Source organism: Bacillus nitratireducens, from assembly GCF_001884135.1.
GTDB lineage: Bacteria > Bacillota > Bacilli > Bacillales > Bacillaceae_G > Bacillus_A > Bacillus_A nitratireducens.
In genome coordinates this window covers 104728-127758 of the sequence record NZ_MAOC01000004.1, presented here as the reverse complement: position 1 = coordinate 127758, position 23031 = coordinate 104728, and the positions used below count along the sequence as shown (strand labels likewise).

Annotated in this window: 20 protein-coding genes; 16 read left to right on the top strand and 4 right to left on the bottom strand. The window is 37.9% G+C overall.

Annotated elements, in window-relative coordinates:
- Positions 1-52: 52 nt before the first annotated feature.
- Entirely contained in the window at positions 53-1006 is a 954-nt protein-coding gene (locus tag BAU23_RS01340) for a 1,4-dihydroxy-2-naphthoate polyprenyltransferase (protein WP_000425742.1), read from the bottom strand.
- Between the two features lie 194 nt (positions 1007-1200).
- On the opposite strand from BAU23_RS01340, the gene BAU23_RS01335 reads away from it, so the two are divergent.
- The 16 genes from BAU23_RS01335 to BAU23_RS01260 all read left to right on the top strand — a co-directional run bounded on the left by BAU23_RS01335 (position 1201) and on the right by BAU23_RS01260 (position 18197).
- A complete protein-coding gene (locus tag BAU23_RS01335; protein ID WP_000616733.1) occupies positions 1201-2595 on the top strand; it encodes an isochorismate synthase in 1395 nt (464 codons plus the stop codon).
- Positions 2592-4346 (top strand): 2-succinyl-5-enolpyruvyl-6-hydroxy-3-cyclohexene-1-carboxylic-acid synthase, encoded by a 1755-nt coding sequence (gene menD / locus BAU23_RS01330; RefSeq protein WP_001059207.1) that lies wholly within the window; start codon positions 2592-2594, stop codon positions 4344-4346. The genes BAU23_RS01335 and menD overlap by 4 nt, the downstream gene beginning before the upstream one ends.
- Complete coding sequence (gene menH, locus BAU23_RS01325) at positions 4343-5155, top strand: 2-succinyl-6-hydroxy-2,4-cyclohexadiene-1-carboxylate synthase (protein WP_071733418.1); 813 nt, start codon at positions 4343-4345, stop codon at positions 5153-5155. The genes menD and menH overlap by 4 nt, the downstream gene beginning before the upstream one ends.
- Before the next feature lie 68 nt (positions 5156-5223).
- A complete protein-coding gene (menB, locus tag BAU23_RS01320; RefSeq protein WP_071733416.1) occupies positions 5224-6042 on the top strand; it encodes a 1,4-dihydroxy-2-naphthoyl-CoA synthase in 819 nt (272 codons plus the stop codon).
- A gap of 122 nt (positions 6043-6164) precedes the next feature.
- The gene (locus BAU23_RS01315) at positions 6165-7610 is read left to right on the top strand and encodes an o-succinylbenzoate--CoA ligase (protein ID WP_000449595.1); all 1446 of its coding nucleotides are present in this window, start codon (positions 6165-6167) and stop codon (positions 7608-7610) included.
- Positions 7611-8717 (top strand): o-succinylbenzoate synthase, encoded by a 1107-nt coding sequence (menC, locus tag BAU23_RS01310; protein ID WP_071733413.1) that lies wholly within the window; start codon positions 7611-7613, stop codon positions 8715-8717.
- 53 nt (positions 8718-8770) lie between these two features.
- Positions 8771-9469, top strand: coding sequence for a response regulator transcription factor (locus BAU23_RS01305; RefSeq protein ID WP_000790346.1), 699 nt, complete (start codon positions 8771-8773; stop codon positions 9467-9469).
- Complete coding sequence (locus BAU23_RS01300) at positions 9462-10568, top strand: HAMP domain-containing sensor histidine kinase (protein ID WP_001085285.1); 1107 nt, start codon at positions 9462-9464, stop codon at positions 10566-10568. Before BAU23_RS01305 ends, BAU23_RS01300 begins: the two co-directional genes overlap by 8 nt.
- 82 nt (positions 10569-10650) lie before the next feature.
- Positions 10651-11511 (top strand): D-Ala-D-Ala carboxypeptidase VanY, encoded by an 861-nt coding sequence (locus tag BAU23_RS01295; protein ID WP_000759421.1) that lies wholly within the window; start codon positions 10651-10653, stop codon positions 11509-11511.
- A gap of 200 nt (positions 11512-11711) precedes the next feature.
- Positions 11712-12812 (top strand): amidohydrolase/deacetylase family metallohydrolase, encoded by a 1101-nt coding sequence (locus BAU23_RS01290; RefSeq protein ID WP_071733412.1) that lies wholly within the window; start codon positions 11712-11714, stop codon positions 12810-12812.
- Positions 12790-13893 carry a DgaE family pyridoxal phosphate-dependent ammonia lyase gene (locus tag BAU23_RS01285; protein WP_016130416.1) on the top strand — a complete coding sequence of 368 codons (1104 nt, stop codon included), beginning with the start codon at positions 12790-12792 and terminating at the stop codon, positions 13891-13893. Before BAU23_RS01290 ends, BAU23_RS01285 begins: the two co-directional genes overlap by 23 nt.
- Position 13894: 1 nt before the next feature.
- Positions 13895-14650 (top strand): 2-dehydro-3-deoxy-phosphogluconate aldolase, encoded by a 756-nt coding sequence (gene dagF / locus BAU23_RS01280; RefSeq protein WP_000181913.1) that lies wholly within the window; start codon positions 13895-13897, stop codon positions 14648-14650.
- The gene (locus BAU23_RS01275) at positions 14643-15659 is read left to right on the top strand and encodes a sugar kinase (RefSeq protein WP_001227491.1); all 1017 of its coding nucleotides are present in this window, start codon (positions 14643-14645) and stop codon (positions 15657-15659) included. The genes dagF and BAU23_RS01275 overlap by 8 nt, the downstream gene beginning before the upstream one ends.
- Positions 15659-16384: a GntR family transcriptional regulator gene (locus BAU23_RS01270; RefSeq protein WP_000537698.1), complete on the top strand. Its 726-nt coding sequence runs from the start codon at positions 15659-15661 to the stop codon at positions 16382-16384. The genes BAU23_RS01275 and BAU23_RS01270 overlap by 1 nt, the downstream gene beginning before the upstream one ends.
- 113 nt (positions 16385-16497) lie before the next feature.
- Positions 16498-17823, top strand: coding sequence for a gluconate permease GntP (gntP, locus tag BAU23_RS01265; protein WP_000356165.1), 1326 nt, complete (start codon positions 16498-16500; stop codon positions 17821-17823).
- A 179-nt stretch (positions 17824-18002) separates the two neighbouring features.
- On the top strand, positions 18003-18197 hold the full coding sequence (locus BAU23_RS01260) for a YjcZ family sporulation protein (RefSeq protein ID WP_001290403.1): 195 nt from the start codon (positions 18003-18005) through the stop codon (positions 18195-18197).
- 54 nt (positions 18198-18251) lie between these two features.
- Here the strand turns inward: BAU23_RS01260 and BAU23_RS01255 are convergent, their stop codons facing one another.
- Genes BAU23_RS01255 through BAU23_RS01245 form a run of 3 tightly spaced genes read right to left on the bottom strand, consistent with a single transcriptional unit; the run spans position 18252 to position 22958 of the window.
- A complete protein-coding gene (locus BAU23_RS01255) occupies positions 18252-20231 on the bottom strand; it encodes an FtsX-like permease family protein (RefSeq protein ID WP_071733410.1) in 1980 nt (659 codons plus the stop codon).
- The gene (locus tag BAU23_RS01250) at positions 20228-20980 is read right to left on the bottom strand and encodes an ABC transporter ATP-binding protein (RefSeq protein WP_000393253.1); all 753 of its coding nucleotides are present in this window, start codon (positions 20978-20980) and stop codon (positions 20228-20230) included. Before BAU23_RS01250 ends, BAU23_RS01255 begins: the two co-directional genes overlap by 4 nt.
- A 19-nt stretch (positions 20981-20999) precedes the next feature.
- On the bottom strand, positions 21000-22958 hold the full coding sequence (locus BAU23_RS01245; RefSeq protein WP_071733408.1) for an FtsX-like permease family protein: 1959 nt from the start codon (positions 22956-22958) through the stop codon (positions 21000-21002).
- Positions 22959-23031 lie beyond the last annotated feature (73 nt).

Below are 23031 nucleotides of genomic sequence, written 5' to 3'. Positions count from 1 at the left end.
GGGCTAATAATCAGTGGGGATGAACAAAACCCCCACTGATTAAAGTTTCACTTTATAGGAAGTATCCAAGCAATAATCCGATTCCCATTAGGAAACCGAAAATTGTATTTGTTTTTGCTGTTGAAATCATCGCAGGTACCATTTCCATTGGAATGCTTTTGCCGATAAAGCCTTTCGTCGCTTTAAATGCTTTCGGTGCACTTAAGAATACGATAAGCATCCATGGTGATACGATGTTAACGATGATTAATGCGATTGTCCAAATGTAGGATACGATGAACATAGAGGCAAGTACACCAACGGCTCTTTCGCGTCCAACGAGAATTGCTAACGTTTTACGCCCGTTTTCTTTATCGCCATCCAAGTCACGAATGTTATTAGCTAGTAAGATCGCACCAATTAAAATGGAGCTTGGAATAGATAGTAAAATGACTTCTGATGTTACAGTTCCAGTTTGAATAAAGAATGAAATCCCAATAATAATGACACCCATAAATAATCCGGCTGTTAACTCTCCAAATGGTGTATATGCAATTGGAAGTGGGCCACCTGTATAAAGATAAGCAACGGCCATACAAACAAGACCGATTGCAGCAAGCCACCAGCTAGAATTCATACAAATATAAACACCTAATAGTATTGCGATGCCGAAAAATCCAAATGCTAAGTTAAGCACTGTTTTTGGCTGAATGCCATCGCGAACGATAGCGCCGCCGATGCCAACTGAACCTTCGTGATCGAGCCCTCTTTTATAATCAAAGTATTCATTAAACATGTTCGTTGCTGCTTGAATGAGAAGACAAGCAAGAAGCATTATAAGGAAAAGAGGGAGATGTATTTGATTTATACCTCCGACCTGCATCGCATACGCTGTTCCGATGAAAACAGGAACGAAAGCTGCTGTTAATGTATGGGGACGTAATAAACTCCACCAAATGCGCCAGCCTGTTTGTTTACTTGGCTTTGGCGCCGTAGGAGAGGAATTCGTTTCGACGTTCATTTCCATGTTGAATCCTCCTTAGGTCACATATTGTACACAATTAAGTGTAGAAAAAGCATCATTTAGTGTCAACGTTTATTTTCTAGGAAGAGAAGGTGAATTTCTCAGAAATGCTAAACGTTGACAGGCCTTTCGTTTGAGGTGTATCTTAAAATCAAGCGTAATTATGACTATTTTTCGCCCATAGGGGGGAGACAATTGTGATTCAAACGAAACAAAAAGGCTTACAAGAAGTTTTTGTTGCAGCCATTAAGCGTGCGACTGATGAAAAAATATTAGTTAGTTTTGTAAAACAAATAGATTGGGTGGATCCACTTCTGTTTTATGCAGCAGGAAAAAGGATTGCATTCGAAAATAGATGTTATTTTGCAGACCCAGCTCAGCATGTAATATTTGCTGGAATTGGCTCTGTTTTCACTATAGTAAATTCTTCTCACAAACGCTTTCAAACTGCTCGTGACGAGTGGGATAAAGTAAAAGAGAAAGCATTTGTGCAAAGAGAAGGATATGAATTTGGAACAGGTCCTCTTTTATTTGGTGGATTTTCATTTGACCAAGAAAAAGAAAAAACAGATCTTTGGAAAGAATTTGATGATACCACATTTTCACTACCAGCATTTTTATTAACTGTAAAAAATGAAAAAGCGTGGTTAACCATTAATAAGTTCGTTTCAGCTGAAGATTGCGCAGAAACTCTTTCTAACGAAATTATTTCTTTAGAAGAGAGAATTTTACAAGAAAGTAAATGTGCACTAGAAGGAGACAAACTAACAACTACTTCGAAAGTTGAAGTTGATCCGAAGGGCTGGATGAATGCGATTGGAAAAGTGCAGGATGAAATGAAGCAAGGGAACGTGCAGAAGGTTGTATTAGCAAGGGAGCTAAAATTGACGATGGATCAGCATATTGATTCCGCTCTTGTTTTAGAAGCGCTTCGCATTGGGCAACCGGATTGTTACGTATTTTCTTTTGATTATAAAGGAGCATGCTTCTTAGGGGCGACACCTGAGCGATTGATTCGAAAAGAAGGCGAGAAGTTTACATCGATGTGCCTTGCGGGCTCAATTGGTCATGGTAATTCTATAGAAGAAAGTAAACAAAATGGTGAGACGCTTCTTCATGATGAAAAGAATTTGGCTGAACACGGTTATGTAGTTAATATGATTCGAGGTGTGCTAAGTGGGCATTGTGAATCTGTTAATATTCCAGAGAGCCCAGGCTTATTAACGACGAAAAACTTAATCCATTTATATACACCAGTAGAAGCGAAAGGTGATACAAGTCTTTTAGCGATGGTAGAAGAATTGCATCCAACGCCAGCTCTTGGTGGTACACCTCGTCATGAGGCATTGAAATTAATCCGTGAGGTAGAGCTTTTAGATAGAGGATTGTATGGTGCACCAATTGGCTTTATAGATGATGAAGGAAATGGTGAATTTGCGGTTGCACTTCGCTGCGGATTATTAAATGGCGAGAAAGCATCCTTATTTGCCGGCTGCGGTATCGTAATTGATTCAGTAGCCCAGCTTGAATATGAAGAAACAAGTTTGAAGTTTAGACCGATGCTTGGTGCCTTGGAGGAATTAATGAAATGAACAATCATATAGAAGCGTTATCATATTATTTAGGCGCGTTCGTGGATGAACTGACGCGTCTAAATGTATGTGATGTTGTCATTAGTCCTGGCTCACGGTCAACGCCGATTGCCTTACTAATGGAACAACATGAAGGAATGAAAACATATTTACATGTAGACGAAAGATCAGCAGGATTTTTTGCGCTTGGTATTGCAAAAGCAAAAAAACGTCCTGTTGCACTATTATGTACGTCAGGAACGGCAGCAGCGAACTATTATCCAGCTGTATGTGAAGCTTTTCATTCACGAGTGCCGCTTATCGTGTTAACGGCAGATAGACCGCATGAATTAAGAGATGTGGGTGCACCACAGGCGATGAATCAGTTTAATTTATACGGTACTTTTGTGAAGCAATTTACAGAGATGGCACTTCCAGAAGCGAGTGAAGCAATGTATCATTACGCTCGCATGACGACGCAGCGTGTGATAGCAAGTGCCTGTTTAGCGCCGCAAGGACCTGTTCATCTTAATTTTCCAGTTCGCGAGCCGCTTATACCGGATTTCTCATTAGAAAGTTTATGGGATAAAGGGCGTGGTGAATATACAGGAGTAGTTCAGCAAGGGAACGTGACGATGCCGAGTGAATATGTAGATTCTCTTGTAGGGCGCCTTTCACATATGGAAAAGGGGCTTATTATTTGTGGAGACGACAGTCATCCAGAAATCGCAAAAGTTGTTATGAAAGTAGCTGAGAAAACAGGGTATCCAATTTTAGCAGATCCACTTTCTAATATTCGCAGTGGACATCACGATAAAACGATGGTAATCGACTGTTACGATACATTTTTGCGAAATGAACTGTTAAAGGAAACGTGGAAACCGGACGTTTTAATTCGCTTTGGTGGAATGCCTGTTTCTAAAGCATTAACGCAGTTCATTAAAAAACAAACGAAAGCAGTTCATATCGTTGTTGATGAATCCGGACAATGGAGAGATCCAGCTCTTGTTGCGACAGAGGTTGTACAAGCAAGTGATGTTGATTTTTGCAGGACATTAATAGAGAAAATGCCAGTTATGAAAACGAATGATTGGTTCGGAATGTGGAAACATATAAACGAGAAAACGAAGGAAGCGCTTCGTGAAATGGAAACATATGAAACTGCATTTGAAGGAAAAGTCATTACGGATATTGTTCGTGTATTACCAGAAGGCGCAACGTTATTTGCAAGTAATAGTATGCCAATTCGCGATACAGATTCATTTTTCTTCACATCGGATAAAAATATTCAAGTGATGGCAAACCGTGGTGTAAATGGTATTGATGGAATCATTTCAACAGCTTTAGGAGCGAGTATTATTTGTGATCCGCTCGTATTAGTGATTGGTGACTTATCATTTTATCACGATTTAAACGGATTATTGGCCGCAAAGTTACATGAGTTAAATATAACGATTGTTGTTGTAAATAATGATGGCGGAGGTATTTTCTCATTCTTACCACAATATGAGAAAAAGGAACATTTCGAATCCTTATTTGGAACACCAATTGGACTTGATTATGAGCATGTTGTCAAAATGTATGGTGGTTCATTTAGCCGTGTAAATGGATGGGAAGACTTCCGAGAAGAAGTACAAACTGGAACGACAGCGAAAGGATTACACGTTGTGGAAATTTGTACGAATCGCGAAGAAAACTTGAAATTACATCGTGAATTATGGGCGAAAACAATGGACGTTATCACTACATCTTTGCAAGGTGAATCAAAATGAACGTAACGTTGCAAGGTGTATCGTATGAATATGAAGTAGTCGGAAGCGGGGAACCACTTCTACTTCTTCATGGTTTTACGGGAAGCATGGAAACGTGGCGTTCCTTCATTCCTTCTTGGAGCGAGCAATTTCAAGTCATTTTAGTAGACATTGTTGGGCACGGAAAAACGGAAAGTCCTGAAGATATGACTCATTATGATATTCGAAATGTAGCATTGCAAATGAAAGAACTACTAGATTACCTTCATATTGAAAAAGCGCACATACTTGGCTATTCAATGGGCGGTAGACTGGCGATTACGATGGCATGTCTATATCCAGAGTATGTACATTCTCTTTTATTAGAAAATTGTACAGCTGGGCTTGAAAGTGAAGAGGATAGAGAAGAACGTCGTGAAAAAGATGAGCGACTTGCCGATAAAATTGAGCGAGAAGGCATCGAAAGCTTTGTAACAATGTGGGAAAATATCCCTCTGTTTGAAACGCAAAAATGTTTAGCAAAAAACGTACAAGAAGCGGTGCGAAAAGAACGACTTGCTAACAATCCTAAAGGACTTGCAAATAGTCTTCGCGGTATGGGAACAGGGGCTCAGCCTTCATGGTGGAAAGAATTGCAAAATTTAAAAATGCCTGTTCTTCTACTGAACGGAGAGTATGATGAAAAGTTCTTTCGCATATTAAAAAACATCGAAAAATGCATCCCTCATGCGAAATTTGTCAAAATTGATGGTGCTGGCCATGCAATTCATGTGGAACAACCGGAAAAGTTTGATACAATAGTAAAGGGATTTCTAAAAACTATGCAGTGATGCTTTTTTCAGCAAGAAGGAAGTTGCACTTATAGAGGAGATCAGAAATATAAAAGGAGGTAATAGTAATGGCTATTGAATGGGTAAAAGAAGGCAATTACGAAGATATTATTTATTCAACATACAATGGTATCGCAAAGATTTCGATTAACCGCCCTGAAGTACATAACGCATTCCGTCCTAAAACGGTAATGGAGTTAATCAATGCTTTTGCACACGCTCGTGATGATACAAATGTTGGCGTTATCATTTTAACAGGTGAAGGTGGACGTGCATTCTGTTCTGGCGGCGACCAAAAAGTTCGCGGTCATGGTGGATATGTAGGTGACGACCAAATCCCTCGTTTAAACGTATTAGACTTACAACGTCTAATTCGCGCAATTCCTAAACCAGTTATCGCAATGGTAGCAGGTTATGCAATCGGTGGTGGACACGTACTTCATATCGTATGTGACTTAACAATCGCTGCAGACAACGCTGTATTCGGACAAACTGGTCCTAAAGTAGGAAGCTTTGACGGTGGATACGGAGCTGGTTACTTAGCTCGTATGGTAGGCCACAAGAAAGCTCGCGAAATTTGGTACCTATGCCGTCAATACAGCGCACAAGAAGCGCTTGATATGGGCTTAGTAAACACAGTAGTACCATTAGAAGAGCTTGAAGCAGAAACAGTACAATGGGCACAAGAAATCTTAGCAAACAGCCCAATGGCACTTCGTTTCCTAAAAGCTGCATTCAACGCAGACACAGACGGTCTAGCTGGTATTCAACAACTAGCTGGAGATGCAACGTTATTGTACTATACAACTGACGAAGCAAAAGAAGGTCGCGACGCGTTCAAAGAAAAACGCAGTCCGGACTTCGGTCAATTCCCTCGTTTCCCGTGATCAAAAGCGGAAGCGGCTCGCACGCAATGTGAGTCGCGACCAAAAGATCAAACCGGAAACAAAACAACTAAGAGACTTGATGTCATATCAAGTCTCTTTCTTTCATGAAAGGAGAATGAGTGATGGAGACGATGCCAAATTGGTTAATGCAACGTACATTTTTAACACCAGATCGCACTGCAATTGAAATAGAGGATGAAAAGGTTACTTTTATGCAGCTGCATGAAAAAGTAGTATCTGTTTGTGAACACCTCACGCATGTAGGAGTGAAGCGTGGGCAAAAGGTGGCTGTTCTGATGAAAAATGGTATGGAGATGATTACAGTTATTCACGCCCTATCTTATGTAGGTGCAGTAGCTGTACTTTTAAATACGCGTCTTTCAAGAGAAGAGCTACTTTGGCAAATGGATGATGCTGAAGTTATGTGCTTAGTGACGGATCAAGATTTTGAAGCTCAGGGTGCTGCCGTCTATTCATTTGCTGAAATGATGAAGGGACCGAAGGCGGAAGCCTATATACAAGAAGAATTCTCTTTAGAAGAAGCGATGACAATTATTTATACGTCAGGGACGACAGGGAAGCCGAAAGGCGTTATTTTAACGTACGGCAATCACTGGGCAAGCGCAGTCGGTTCTTCGCTTAATTTAGGGCTTCGAGATGATGATTGCTGGCTAGCTTGTATGCCGATGTTCCACGTTGGTGGGTTATCTCTTTTAATGAAAAATGTTATGTACGGAATGCGCATTTTACTCGTTCCGAAATATGATGCTGATTTTATTCATAAAGCACTTCAAACGAGAGGTGTTACAATCATTTCTGTCGTTTCTAAAATGTTAACTGATTTATTAGAGAGACTTGGAGGAGAGACATATCCATCTTCTTTACGATGCATGTTACTTGGCGGAGGACCAGCCCCGAAACCCCTACTAGAAACATGTGTAGAAAAAGGAATTCCTGTGTATCAAACGTATGGTATGACAGAAACGTCGTCGCAAATTTGTACGTTATCCGCAGATTACATGTTAACGAAAGTAGGATCAGCCGGGAAACCACTATTTCAGTGCCAACTTCGTATTGAAAAAGATGGCGTAGTAGTACCGCCGTTTGCGGAAGGCGAAATTGTAGTAAAAGGACCAAACGTAACAGGTGGTTACTTTAACCGTGAAGATGCGACGCGCGAAACAATTCAAAATGGATGGCTTCACACTGGCGACCTCGGTTATTTAGATGAAGAAGGATTTTTATACGTATTAGATCGCCGCAGTGATTTAATTATTTCTGGCGGAGAAAATATATACCCGGCTCAAATTGAAGAAGTGTTGCTTTCTCATCCGATGGTGGTGGAAGCCGGTGTTGTCGGTATGACTGACGATAAATGGGGACAAGTACCCGCTGCCTTTGTTGTAAAAAGTGGAGAAATAACAGAAGAAGAAATCCTTCATTTTTGCGAGGAGAAATTAGCGAAATATAAAGTGCCGAAGAAAGCGTGTTTCTTAGAGGAATTACCACGAAATGCTTCGAAAAAATTGTTAAGACGAGAGTTAAGACAATTAGTGGAGGAGATGTAAGTGGAAATAAAAAAAGCGACACTTCATATAACGGAAATGCCACTCGTAATCCCGTTTACTGCGAGCTACGGGACTTACGAAAAGCGTGAGAGTATCGTCATTGAATTAGAAGATACAGACGGGCACATTGGATTTGGCGAAGTCGTTGCATTCTCTGAGCCGTGGTATACGGAAGAAACAGTGAAGACAGCGCTGCATGTAATACAAGATTTTTTAATACCGGATTTATTAAAGGCGGAGATTTCTCATCCGAATGAAGTGCCAGGTTTGTTCCAGCATATAAAGAGAAACAGAATGGCAAAGGCGGGGATCGAAGGGGCTGTTTGGGATTTATATGCAAAACGTCAAAAGAAGTCATTAGCGACATTACTTGGCGGAACTAGGACTGAAATTGAAGTAGGCGTTGTGATTGGTATCAGTACAATTCCGATTATGTTAAAACAAATCGAGAAGTATGCAGAAGAAGGATATGAGCGTTTTAAAGTGAAAATAAAGCCAGAGCATGATTACGAGTTATTGGAAGAAATTCGTAAAGAGTTCCCAAGTATTCCGTTAATGGCTGATGCAAATTCAGCGTATACATTAGCGGATACAGAGAGGGTGAAACGATTAGATGAATTTCAATTGATGATGATTGAACAACCGTTAGCGGATTATGATTTTCTTGATCATGCACAGTTGCAAAGGAAAATGGAAACACCGATTTGTTTAGATGAAAGTATCCACAGTCTAGAAGATGCACGTGTTGCGATTACGCTTGGCAGTTGCCGCATCGTTAATATTAAACCAGGGCGAGTGGGTGGATTAACAGAATCGGTTCAAATCCATAATTATTGTATGGAGCATAACATACCTGTTTGGTGCGGCGGTATGGTGGAGATGGGAATCTCACGTGCACAAAATGTTGCGCTTGCTTCACTGCCAAACTTTACGATTCCAGGTGATATATCTGCCTCTAGCCGACATTGGAAGAGGGATATTATTTCGCCAGAAGTGATGCTTGAGAGCGGGAAAGTGATTGTACCGCAAAGCGTTGAAGCTGAGTATGAAGTAGATCGCGGAAGGCTGGCGGAAATCACGAAGCAGCGGATTATTTTGGAGAGGTGAATCTAATCCTTAATCAGGATACCCGCAAATAGCGGGATAAAAGGGGGAGTAAAATGAAGAACATTTCAATTTTAATAGCAGATGATGAGGCAGAAATTGCTGATTTAATAGAGATACATTTAGAAAAAGAAGGGTACCACGTCGTTAAAGCAGCTGATGGAGAAGAAGCCATGCATATTATTCAAACGCAGCCAATCGAATTAGTGGTCTTAGATATTATGATGCCGAAAATGGATGGTTATGAAGTGACGCGCCAAATTCGCGCAAAACATCATATGCCAATCATTTTCTTAAGTGCGAAAACATCTGATTTTGATAAGGTGACAGGTCTTGTATTAGGCGCAGATGATTATATGACGAAGCCTTTTACACCGATTGAATTAGTTGCCCGCGTAAATGCACAACTACGCCGATTTCTTACGTTAAATCAGCCGAAAATAGAAGAGAGTAAATCTGCTTTGGAAATTGGTGGAATTGTTATTGATCCTGAGCGCCGAACAGTAAATGTGTACGGAGAGCCAATTGAATTAACACCAAAAGAATTTGATATTTTATATGTATTAGCAAGTCACCCGAAGAAAGTGTACAGTGTGGAAAATATATTCCAGCAAGTATGGGCAGATGATTATTATGAAGGCGGAAATACAGTTATGGTACATATCCGTACTTTGCGGAAAAAACTTGGAGAAGATAAAAGAAAGAATAAGTTAATAAAAACAGTGTGGGGAGTAGGGTATACTTTCAATGGCTAAAAAGATGAGAAGCTTTCGCTCGAAGATGGTTATGCTATTTGCGTTAAGTATGGTATTAGCAGCTGGTGTAACGTATTTAATTTATGAAGGATTACGGATTTACTATAAATTAGCGGTGCATTATGAGGATCCTTTAGCTCAATTTCGTTCAGTTATAAGAGGGATTGGGGATATTACTTTCTTTTTACTTATATTCATCCCTCTGTCTATTATGTTTTTTTTCTTCCTTACTAGACCATATTTAAAGTATTTTGATGAAATTTCAGACGGGATTCATCATTTGGCGAATGGGGATTTTACAAATCAAGTTCGCGTTTTATCAAATGATGAGTTTGGATATATCGCCGGCGAAATTAATGTAGCGAGTGAAAAATTAAAAGAAGCAGTGGAACGAGGAGACTTTGCAGAGAGTAGTAAAGACCAGTTAATTGTTAACTTAGCTCATGATTTAAGAACGCCGCTAACATCTGTGTTAGGATATTTAGATTTAATTCTTAAAGATGAGAATTTAACGAAGGAACAAATTAAGCATTTTTCTACGATTGCATATACAAAATCGCAAAGACTGGAAAGTTTAATTGATGAACTATTTGAAATTACACGTATGAATTATGGCATGCTAAAGCTAGATAAAAAGCAAATTGATATAAGTGAATTACTCATACAGTTAGACGAGGAATTATATCCGCTATTAGAGAAACATCATTTAGAAGCTAGGCTGAATGTTGATCCTCATTTACCAATTAATGGTGATGGGAAATTGCTAGCTAGAGTATTTGAAAACTTGTTAACAAATGCCGTTCGATACGGATGCGATGGACAATTTGTTGATATGAATGGGTATATCGATAATGAAGAAGTTGTTGTACAAATTATAAATTACGGAGATAGCATTCCAGAAGAAGATTTACCGTATCTTTTTGATGTGTTTTATACAGGTGATAAATCGAGAACAGAGGACCGTGGCGGAACAGGCCTTGGACTATTTATCGCAAAAAATATTATCGAGCAGCATGATGGTACGATTTCTGCTGAAAGCGATGTTATTAGAACGATATTTGAAGTGAGATTGCCAAAAGAAGAAAGCGAAACAATTTAATAAAAATTTAAACTTTACCCCACTTTTTATTTTAATAGTTTTTTCTATTCTATACGTAAGTTAAGTTAAGGAGGAACTAGAAATGAAAAAGTGGGTATTTATTTCTCTATTTATAGTATGTACAGCATGTGTAGGCTTTTATATATCACCATTATTTCAAAAGGAGATCGACGTTAAAATTGCAGAAAAAGATAATAAAGTAAAAGCTGCGAATACTGAAAAGGTAGAAGTGACAAAAGAAGAAATTTATAAAGGTGATCTATTATTAGTTAATAAAGATTATCCGGTTAAAAAAGATAGTGTTAGGTCCGATATTATAAATGTAAATCACAATAGTGAATTAGTAAGAGGCTATGTAATATTTGATAGAAATCTTCGCTTATCAAAGGGTGTTGTAAAAAAGTTTTTGAACGTTGTCGATGCAGCTGGGAAAGATGGAGTAGAGCATTTCTTAATGAGTAGCGGTTACCGAGATTTTCAAGAACAAAGTAAATTATATAAAGAAATGGGATCTGATTATGCACTTCCAGCAGGATATAGTGAACATAATTTAGGGTTATCACTCGACGTTGGGTCTACTCAAAAGAAAATGGAGAAAGCTCCTGAAGGAAAATGGATTGAAGAGAACGTATGGAAGCACGGGTTTGTTTTACGTTATCCGAAAAATAAAAGTAATATTACGGGCATTCAATATGAGCCGTGGCACATACGTTATGTCGGCCTACCTCATAGCGCAATTATGCAAAAAAAGAAGATTACGTTAGAGGAATATTTGGACTTCTTAAAAGAGGAAAAAGAAGTTTCAACTGAGGTTGAAGGTAAGAAATATACGGTTTCTTATTATAAAGTTTCAGGTCGTATGAACGTGAATGTTCCAGCGAATAAGCAGTATGAAATTTCGGGGAATAATATGGACGGGGTTATTGTGACGGTTCAGGAATAGAGAAAAAGGCTGGTCCGTTATGGGTCAGTCTTTTGGCATATAAGAAATGGATTGTCTTTTTATTTACCATTAAACATTATAACGTTATATTTACTTTTCGTTTTTTTCGTGATACTCTAAATATGTGAAAGAGATATAAAAAATGAAACTTTAATGTAAGCGTATTCTTATGGCTTCTTATAGAAAAGGGTGGAAATACAATGACAGAACGATTCGTACTACGTAATGTGAAACGTGTGAACGGGGAAGAGATTGACATTGTAATTGAAAATAATAAAATCGCACAGGTGACAAAAGCTGGTGCTGGTGAAGGTGGAAAGGTTCTTGATTACTCAGGTACTTACGTATCGAGTGGCTGGATTGATTTACACGTTCATGCTTTTCCAGAGTTTGATCCGTATGGCGATGAGGTGGATGAAATTGGCGTTAAGCAAGGGGTAACGACAATTGTTGATGCGGGTAGCTGCGGAGCTGATCGTATTGCAGATTTAGTACAAAGTAGAGAGCAGGCGAAAACGAATTTATTTGCCTTTTTAAATATTTCTCGCATCGGTTTGAAACGAATTGATGAATTATCCAATATGGAATGGATAGATAGAGAGAAAGTAATAGAAGCAGTAGAAAAGTATAAAGATGTAATCGTTGGGTTAAAGGCGAGAATGAGTAAAAGTGTTGTTTGTGATAGTGGAATTGAACCGCTTCATGTTGCACGCTCTTTATCTCGTGACACATCATTACCGATTATGGTACATATCGGCTCAGCGCCTCCTCGCATTGAGGAAGTTGTACCTCTTTTAGCAAAAGATGATGTCATTACACATTACTTAAACGGGAAAGAAAATAATTTATTTGATGAAGAAGACAAACCGCTACCTGTATTACTAGATGCAGTGAATCGCGGTATTCATTTAGATGTTGGTCACGGTAATGCTAGTTTTTCTTTTAAAGTAGCAGAAGCGGCGAAGCGTCACGGTATTGCCTTTAATACAATTAGTACAGACATTTACCGGAAGAATCGTATACACGGTCCAGTGTATAGTATGGCTCACGTTCTTTCGAAATTCCTTTACTTAGGTTATCCGCTAGAAGAAGTAATTGATGCGGTTACGAAAAATGCGGCAGAGTGGCTGAAAAAACCAGAGCTTGGCCGTATTCAAGAAGGCGATATTGCAAACTTAACTTTATTTACGGTGAAAGATGAACCGATTACGTTAATTGATTCAGAAGGGGATCAGCGTGTTGCTGAAAGAAGAATTGATACGAAAGGGGTTGTAATCAATGGGTCATTCATTGAATGCTAAGTACGGATTAAAAAGAGTGATTAATGCGAGCGGTAGAATGAGTATTTTAGGTGTATCTGCTCCTACAGATACAGTTATGGATGCGATGAAACATGGTGGACAAAATTATGTGGAAATTGCTGATTTAGTAGATAAAGCGGGAGACCATATTGCGAGAATTCTAGATTCAGAGGCAGCAGTTGTTGTAAATTCAGCATCAAGCGGAATTGCGCTTTCTATCGCTGGTATCGTTACAGAAGGAAACCGTCGTAAAAGTGAACGACTTCATCAAGAGGTCATCGTGAAAAACGAAGTGATTATGTTAAAAGGTCATAACGTTCAATACGGTGCTCCTGTTGAAACGATGATTTATTTAGGCGGCGGTAAACTTGTAGAAGTTGGCTATGCAAATGAAGGGAAAGCAGAACATATTGAAGATGCGATTGGTGAAAATACAGCAGCGATTCTATATGTGAAATCCCATCATGCCGTACAAAAAAATATGATTTCTGTTGAAGAAGCATGGGAAGTCGCGCAGCGAAATAACGTACCACTTATCGTCGATGCGGCAGCTGAAGAAGATATTCAAAAGTATGTGAAGTATTCAGATCTTGCCATTTATAGCGGTTCAAAGGCAATTGAAGGACCTACTTCTGGTATTGTCGGCGGGAAACGAAAATATATTGAGTGGCTGAAAGTGCAATTACATTGCATCGGAAGAAGTATGAAAGTTGGGAAAGAAACAACTTTCGGTTTACTTCAAGCGCTTGATGAGTATGGAGTAAAAGAAGATAAGAGTGAACAAGAAAAAGAGTTATTACAAGTACTTATGCCGCTGAAAGAATTAAACGGTGTAAATGTAACGATCGTTCAAGATGAGGCAGGAAGAGCAATCTTTAGAGCACGTATTCATATTAACGAGAACGAGTTAAATAAATCAGCAAAAGACGTCGTAAATGCATTACGCGAAGGGGAAATTGCTATTTACACGCGTGATTACGGAGTAAGACAAGGATTCTTTGATATTGATCCACGTCCACTTCAAGGTGATGATATATATGTGATTGAAGAAAAAATGAGAGAAATTGTAGGGGGAAACTAAAATGACAAACATTCAAAAACGTTTTTATAAAGGCCGCGTAGCATTAAATGTATTAGCGAACAATATCGAAAATGCGAAAGACATTTTTGAAGCAGCAGAAGGTTATGTAGTTGTTGGAGTGTTATCAAAAGACTATCCAACAGTAGAAGAAGCAGTTACAGCGATGAAAGCATATGGAAAAGAAATTGATGACGCTGTATCAATCGGACTAGGAGCAGGAGATAATCGCCAAGCGGCAGTTGTAGCTGAAATTGCGAAGCATTACCCTGGTAGCCATATTAACCAAGTGTTTCCTTCAGTTGGAGCGACACGTGCAAATCTAGGCGGAAAAGATAGCTGGATTAATAGTTTAGTATCACCAACAGGAAAAGTAGGGTACGTAAATATTTCTACTGGTCCAATTAGTGCAGCTGGGGAAGAAAAAGCAATCGTCCCAATTAAAACAGCAATCGCACTTGTACGTGATATGGGCGGAAATTCCTTGAAATACTTCCCGATGAAAGGGCTAGCTCATGAAGAAGAATATCGCGCTGTTGCGAAAGCATGTGCGGAAGAAGGATTTGCATTAGAGCCAACGGGCGGAATTGATAAAGAAAACTTTGAAACAATTGTGCGTATTGCGCTAGAGGCAAACGTAGAGCAAGTTATCCCGCACGTGTACTCTTCTATTATTGATAAAGAAACTGGTAATACGAAAACAGAAGATGTTCGTGAGTTATTAGCGGTAGTGAAGAAGCTAGTTGATCAATATGCGTAAGAAAATTGCAGCATTCGGCGAAGTAATGATGCGCCTGCAAGTACCAGGATATGAACTATTGTCGCAAGCAAATACGTTAAATTACTCATTTTCTGGTACAGGTGTGAATGTTGCAGCGGCGCTTTCTCATCTAGGACATGAAGGTTTTCTTATTTCAACTTTACCGGAAAACTCTGTTGGGGATGCTGCGATATCACATATTCAAAAGTTAGGCATTCGGGTGCCGTTTATTTCAAGAGGCGGTAAATATGTCGGCATGTACTTTTTAGAAAACGGATTTGGTGCACGTGCAAGCCGCGTTACATATTCAAATCGATTAGAGAGTAGCTTCAATACGGCATGTGAAGAGATGTACCAATTTGAAAAAATCGCCAAGGAAATTGATATCGTTCATTTTTGCGGGATTACACTTGCGATGAATGATACTGTACGCCATCATATGAAATCTTTAGCGAAAGCAGTTAAAGAAAACGGAGGCACTGTCGTTTTTGATTGTAATTATCGTCCATCGCTTTGGGGAGAAGACGGATATGAGCAAGCGAAACCGCATTATGAAGAAATGCTAGCTCTTGCTGATATCGTTATGATGAACGAAAAAGATGCAATGTTCGTTCTTGGAATGAAAACAGAAGAGACGGAGCGAGAAGCACAACTTGTTGATCTTATTCCAAAAGTGGCTGAGACATATCATATCGCTACAATCGCTGGTACACATCGCTCTATTAATAGCGATAATACACACTCGCTTCGCGGGTTTATATGTAAAGATGGTGCGTTCACTTTTGCAAAAACACTTACGTTTTCTGTATATGATAGAATAGGTGCTGGAGATGCTTATACGAGCGGGATTATTCATGGCGAGATAGAAGAGTTTGCACCAGAGAAAGCTGTTTCATTTGCGTCAGCAGCTGGAATGCTTGCACATACAATCGTCGGTGATACGCCAATGTCATCAGAGAAGGATATACTTCGGGCAATGACGGCATCAGTAGGTGATGTAGAAAGGTAGTGGGTGTAGCGGTGAACGTAACGAGAAAAAAAGGACCATTATATTTACAAATAAAAAATATTATTCGTGATCGAATATTGCATGGTGTATATGCGATTCATACGAATATTCCTTCCGAACCGCAGTTAGAAGAAGAGTTCAAGGTGAGTAAAATTACAGTGCGTAACGCCATTAAAGAACTCGCTCAAGAAGGATATTTGGAAAAGAAGAGTGGTAAAGGAACGAAAGTTATTCGCAATACTTCTGCGACAAAACTGTCAAAGGGTAAAAAATTTACAGAAGTGTTAGTGGAAGAAGGATATAAAGTACAAAAGAAATTGCTAAAAGCAGAAGTCGTTCATAATGAAGAAGGAACAGTGCCTTTTCGATTATTCGGTAAGGAGAGTTTTCGTATTGAACGTTTATATACGTTAAATGATGCGCCGTACATTCATTATACGCACTATTTCTCAGCACGAATGGCAAGTACAGATTTATCGGACTTTGACTTACAATCGCTTTACGATTTAGTTGAAGACCGAGGTATACATTTAGAAAACTTCAGAGATGAATTCGCTGTTGGATTTGCGCCTAGTTTTGTTGCAGAAGCGTTAGGTGAAAAAGAAGGTGCCGCATTATTAAAACGTATGCGTTATTCTTACGATGAAGTTGGCGAAGTAATTGAATATAGCGAAGGCTACTATAATACAGAAATGCAGCATTATGTAGTTAATTATGACGTATAAAAGGAGGGTATTCGCCCTCTTTTTTTATAAAGTGAGACTTTAATTGGATTCATCCCGCACCAATAAGGTGTTTACTGTCCACAAATATGGGGTAAAAGTAAGGGGAATGAGAGATGGATATATACTTATTAATCGTCACGTTACTTGCGATCGCGATTGTTATTTTAGGGGTATCATGGTGGAAATGGCATGCATTTATTAGTTTAACAGTTGCGAGTTTATTTTTAGCCATTATGTCTGGACTGAATTTAACGAAAATAGTGACTGCCTATGAAACTGGTGTTGGTAGTGTACTAGGGCATTTAGTTGGTATTTTGGCTCTCGGAACAATTTTAGGAAAAATGATGTCCGATTCAGGGGCCGGTATGCAAGTAGCAGATTTCTTTATTCGATTTTTCGGTGTGAAGAAACTACCTTGGGCTATGTTATTTGCAGGATTTGTTATAGGGATTCCGGTATTTTTTGAAGTGGGGATTGTCATTTTATTACCACTTGTTATTTCGATTCGAAAAACGACGAAGCAAAATATATTATTAATTGCTTTACCTGTTATTGCTGGATTATCTATTGTTCACGGACTAGTACCACCACATCCAGGAGCGATGACAGCAATCGGCATTTATAACGCGAACTTAGGAAAGGTGCTTTTATATTCCTTAATTATTGCGTTACCAACAGCTATTATCGCAGGACCGATATTTGCAAAGTGGATACATAAGAGGGTTATACCTGAAAATGAACCAGAGCTTGTTCGAGTTACGACTGTATCAACTGATTTACCGAGTCGTAAAGTTTCATTCTTTATTATTTTATTACCAGTTGTATTGATGATTTTATCAGTAGTTGCACCGTATATTTCATTACCGAAAAAGATAACTGAATTTTTCGTATTTGTAGGCAGTCCAGTAATTGCTTTACTTATTTCATGTTTCGCAGCATTTTATTTACTTGGAATAAGACAAGGTATTAATAAAAAGGTGATTAAAAAATTAACAGATGAAAGTTTACTACCTGTCGGTTCCATTATTTTAATTATTGGTGCAGGCGGCGGATTTAAACAAATATTAATTGAAAGCGGCGTTGGAACAGCTATTGCACAAATGGCAGAGCATATATCGTTATCACCAATTGTTTTAGCTTTCATGGTAGCTGGATTAATTCGAATTGCAACAGGATCAGCGACAGTAGCATTGACGACGGCAGCTGGAATTGTTTCACCGGTTATTCAGCACATGTCTGGAGTGAATTTAGAGTTGCTCGTTATTGCAACGGGTGCAGGATCATTAATGTTTTCTCATGTAAATGATGCAGGATTCTGGCTTGTAAAAGAGTATTTAGGTTTGACAGTAAAAGAAACGTTTAAAACGTGGACGGTGTTGGAGACATTGTTATCATTTATTGCATTCGGCTTTGCGCTTTTACTTAATATGTTTGTTTAAAAGAAGGGGGTGCCTATTTAAAGGTATCCTCTTTTTGTGTTGGGGCTCTTTTCATGAAACAAGCCCGTTTTTAGGAAGGCCAAGCTTCCGATTTGCCCTGAAAACATAATATAAATGGAATCCCCTCATTTAGAGCAAGACGATCTTGTTATGAATGATACTAAAGGAGGAATAGAGTAATGAGCGAAAAGTGTGAACACAGACATGATGATTGTAACCGCAGACACCATGGTTGCGGCGGCGGTTTTGCGCTTCTAATCGTATTGTTTATTTTATTAATCATCATCGGTGCTAGCTGCTTCGGCGGTGGCGGTTCTTGTGGTTATGGTGGTTACGGCGGTTATGCTGGCGGCTATGGTGGATATTGCTGCTAATTATTTAAAAACTATTGAAAATAGCCTTGTGCATATTGCACAAGGCTATTTTATTCATACTTTAATATGCTGTGATAATTTATTAATGTACAGAGAACGGATTAAGAAGAAGAAAATAATCTCGATAATCCCGAAAAAGGTGAGTACAATCAATAACTCTTTTAGTAAAGAAAAAGCGAACATGCTTTGTAAAAACTTAACCGCAAATAACGTGTGAACACCAGCAACGATGTAAGGAACGAAAAATAAAATTCCTAATTGAATCGTTGCAGAACGAAACATTTCTGATTCTGTTAAGCCAAGTTTTGTAATCGTAATGTACTTTTGTTTTTCATTCGTTAAGTCGTTATACATACGGAAGTATAAAACACTAGCCGCACCGATAAAGAAAATAAAGCCAAGAAATGCCCAAATAAAGAATTGAGCAACTGCATTTTCTTTATTATGGAGTAACTCATCAGTAGCTGTATAAATATTAAAAGGGACGGGAGCAGCATGCTTATCGTTTTTATGTGCCTCATAATATTTTTCGGTGTCATTACTCATACTTTTTAATATATTTTTAGTTGGAACAATTGCATTTTCCCAATTCTCCACGAAATAGTTATAAACCGTAATTGTTTCAATATGAGGAACCATAGTATCGATTGCATAATCTTGCATAATAACTAAATTTGGTAATGCAAATGGTGGTGCTATTCCTTTTTTAATAAATCCCTTTATATAAAATTCCTTTTTATTTGATTCAAGTGTAATTGTATTTTGTTTTACAAATGGATTTGATACAAGGTTTAATAGTTCTGGTGAATAGCGAGAAATAATATAAACTTCTTTTGCATCAAGGGTGATTATAGGTCTCCTTAACTGCTTAGCAATTTCGTTATAATCACTCATTTTCATAATTGCAATCTCTTCTTTTGAAGCATCATCTTTTAAAAGCGTAAATTTGTATTTTTTATATTGAAAATGAGCACTGGAAAGTTCGGATTCAATAGTATTAATGTGCTTTCGTTCAAGGGAATGGTCCCCTTCTAATTTGTATGTGAAGGGAATTGGATATCGTTCTAGTATCGACGCTTTTGTATTATTATTCGCAGCAAATAGTCCGATAATAATCGTAAATGCAAGTGCAGATAGCATGGAAACGATAAAGAGTACATTAATATTACTACGGGTACGGGCAACTAAGTCTGAAATCCATAACATATTTATTTGTTTCAAATAAAACTTTCTGCGTTTCTTTAAAATATAGATAAAAAGAAGAAATGTTTGTGAAAAGAATAAATATGTCCCGACTACTACGAGCGGTAAAATAGATAACATAATAAAGAAGACAGATCCATTTTGTACATTCTTTTCAGTTACGTAGCCTTGCGGGTAACCGGCAATATAATAGCATAGCCCTAAACAAATTAAAGCGAATAAAGAGATGAGTATAGACGGCCTTTTTTCGGCTGTCACTTTCTTGTTCCCTTTAATAAGATGGACTGTTTTACGAGTACGAATAAACATCGGTGTAAACGTAGAAACGATTAAAAATAAAATGATAAATGTTACGGTTGTAACGATTATCGCTTCTGTTGGCCAATATAAATAGAGACCTTTTGAACTTGTTAATTTCGAAGTAACTAATAAGAAAAAGTTAGAAAATACAAGGCCACCTTGTATCCCGATAAAGATAGATAATATCCCGATTATCATATTTTCAGTAAATAACAGTCTTTTTAATTGTCTCTGTGAGATACCGAGAATCGTGAGTATCCCGAATTGCTGCTTCCGTACATTTAAAAATGTTCCAATTGAGTATAAGAGAAAGAAGAACGAGAACATAACGATAACAAGCTGTGCTGTACTAGCTAAGTTCGTTAGAGGGTCACGTTCTTGAAAGCTTTGTACACTTTGTAAGCGCGGATGATACGCGTATACAGTAAATGAAAAGAAAACCATTATAGAAAACGCACTACTTACAAAATAAGCGAAATATGCTTTAGAATTACGTGAGACATTCTTAAATGCAAATTGCCAAAACGTCATCCACGTCTTCCTCCTAATAATGCTAAAACATCTAAAATTTCTTGATAAAATTTCTCGCGATATAGTCCGCGGTGTAATTCATTGTAAAGCCCACCATCTTTAATGAAAATAACGCGGTTACAATAACTTGCTGCAAACGGATCGTGAGTAACCATTAAAATTGTGGCATCCTCTTCTTTATTTAATTTCGTAAATAATTCCATTACATCAATTGCTGCTTTCGAATCTAAGTTTCCTGTCGGTTCATCGGCAAGTAGAAGTGATGGATGATGAATAACAGCACGCGCTACTGCAGTACGCTGTGCTTGTCCTCCAGAAACTTCAAAAATACGTTTGTCCAAAATATGATCAATTCCAAGCTTTTTTGAAATGTTCTCAAGTTTTTCGTCCATTTCTTTTAATGGAACATTATCTAAAGTTAAAGGTAGTACGATATTTTCACCGATTGTCAGTGTATCCAGTAGGTTAAAGTTTTGGAAAACAAACCCTAACTCTTGGCGGCGGAAAATAGCTAACTTCTCTCTACGAAATGTGTGCGGTTTTTTTCCGTTAATAACGACATCACCAGAAGTAGGGGAATCAATTGTAGAGATAACGTTTAAAAATGTAGATTTACCGCTCCCAGACGGCCCCATAATCGCAACGAATTCGCCTTTATCTACATGTAAATTTATATTTTTTAAAGCGGTATGAGGGACTTTTCCTTCATATACTTTTGAGACGTTTTTTATGTGTAAAACTTCTTCCATAGTAATCACCTTTCTATTTTTAAAACTTAATATGTTGTGATAATTTTTGCATATAAAAGGAACGAATTAAAAGGAAAAAGATAATTTCAACCGTTCCAAAGATTACAAGTACAACTGTAATTTCAGCGAATAATGATAGATTTAATATCTCTTGCAACATTTTTGTCGCAAACATTGTATGGATCGATGCCATAATGTAAGGAACAAAGAAAAGAATCGCAAGTTGAATTGTAGCGGATTGCTTCATTTCGACTTCTGTTAAACCGATTTTTGTAATCGTTATATACTTTTCTTGCTCATTTGTTAAATCTGTATACATCCGGAAGTAAAGAACACTGCCAGCTCCGATAAAGAAAATAACACCTAGGAAAGTACCAATTAAGAAAAACGAAGCAACATTTAATTTTGTTTTGTATAGAGAGTCGCTTGCTTCACTTGCATGAAACGGTGGATGTTCTGCCTGAATAGCTGCATTGTCATTATCAATTTTTGTTATAAATGCTGAACCGATATTATGTGCCTTTTCCCAATCTGGAACTTTGAAGCTATATACACTCATCTGTTTTGAAGTGGTTGATAAGGCTTCTACATTTTCATCAGATAATACGAGAAGTTGTGATATTAAGTTATTCGGGAAAGGGCTATAACTTTTATATTCTTTCACTTGTAGCTGTAAAGAGTTTTGAGTAAGTGTCAGAGTATTTCTCTTTTCTTGATCAAAAACTGTTCCGATGAATTGATCATCTATGTCTTTAATAAGGATATAAGACTCATTATTACTTACGGTGAGCGTTTCCCAATTTAATGCTTTAGCAAGTATATTATAGTCACTTTGTTTAATTGCATAATAGAGCTGTGCATTATCTTCTGCCGAAGACACTTCATATATATTCGTTTTAAATTTCTTATAAGTAAACTGCTCTTCGCTAAATTTTTGTTCTAACCAATTTAAATGTTCATCAGCTAACGTATTTTCAGTATGTGATAAATAAGTAAACGGGAAAGGGTTTTTCCTTATTTCATCAAACTTTGTGAATTTCCCAAATCCATATAAGAATGTAATCATTGTGAAAGCGAGTGTCGATAACATCGTCACGATAAAGAGCATGTTAATATTTGTCCGAATCCGAGTTGCTAAATCAGAAACCCAAAGCATATTAATACGTTTCATATAAAATTTTCTTCTCGTCTTTAATATGCGAATGAGTAAGAAGCTAATTTGTGAGAAGAAAAAATATGTCCCAGCTGCAGCAAGTGATGGGATGACAAATATACAGGAGGCAGCGTACAAAAGCCCAGCAATATCTCCTAGTGACATAAAATATAGTGGGTTTGCTGCTAAAACATATCCAGATATTAAACACATCGCACCAAAGAGAGAGATGAGTACAGATGCTTTTCTTTCTTTTTGTTTTGTTCCTTCTTTTAAAAGACGTACAGCTTTTCTCGTACGGATTAGCATCGGTGTAAAAGATGATACGAGAATGAAGAGTCCAAGAAAGATAATTATAGTTAAAACGATAGCACCTGTAGGCCACCAATATAAATATAAACCAGGCACATGCGTAATTTTGGCGGTAACTAATAAAAAGAACTGTGAAAAGACAAGGCCAAATTGAATGCCGAAAAATATGGATAGGCCACCAATTAGCATGTTTTCTAGAAATACGAGCCTCTTTAATTGCTTTGGAGATATGCCAAGTACTGTTAAAATTCCGAACTGTTTTTTTCGTACTTTTAAGAAAGTACCGATTGAATATAGTAAAAAGAAAAATGAAAAGAATACAATGACAACTTCTGAGATTGTCATTAATATGTTCAGAGCAGCATTCACGCCTGTCATATGCAATTTAGGATGAAATAAATAAACTGCAAACGAGAAGAAAATTGCAATGGAAAACGCACTGCTTACAAAATAGGCGAAATAAGCTCTGGCGTTCCGCGTCACGTTTTTAAATGCAAACTGCCAAAATGTCATGCGCCTAGACCTCCTAATAGAGTTAATGTGAAAGGAGTATGGGGGATTTTTCCGCATACTCTTTTCATAAAGC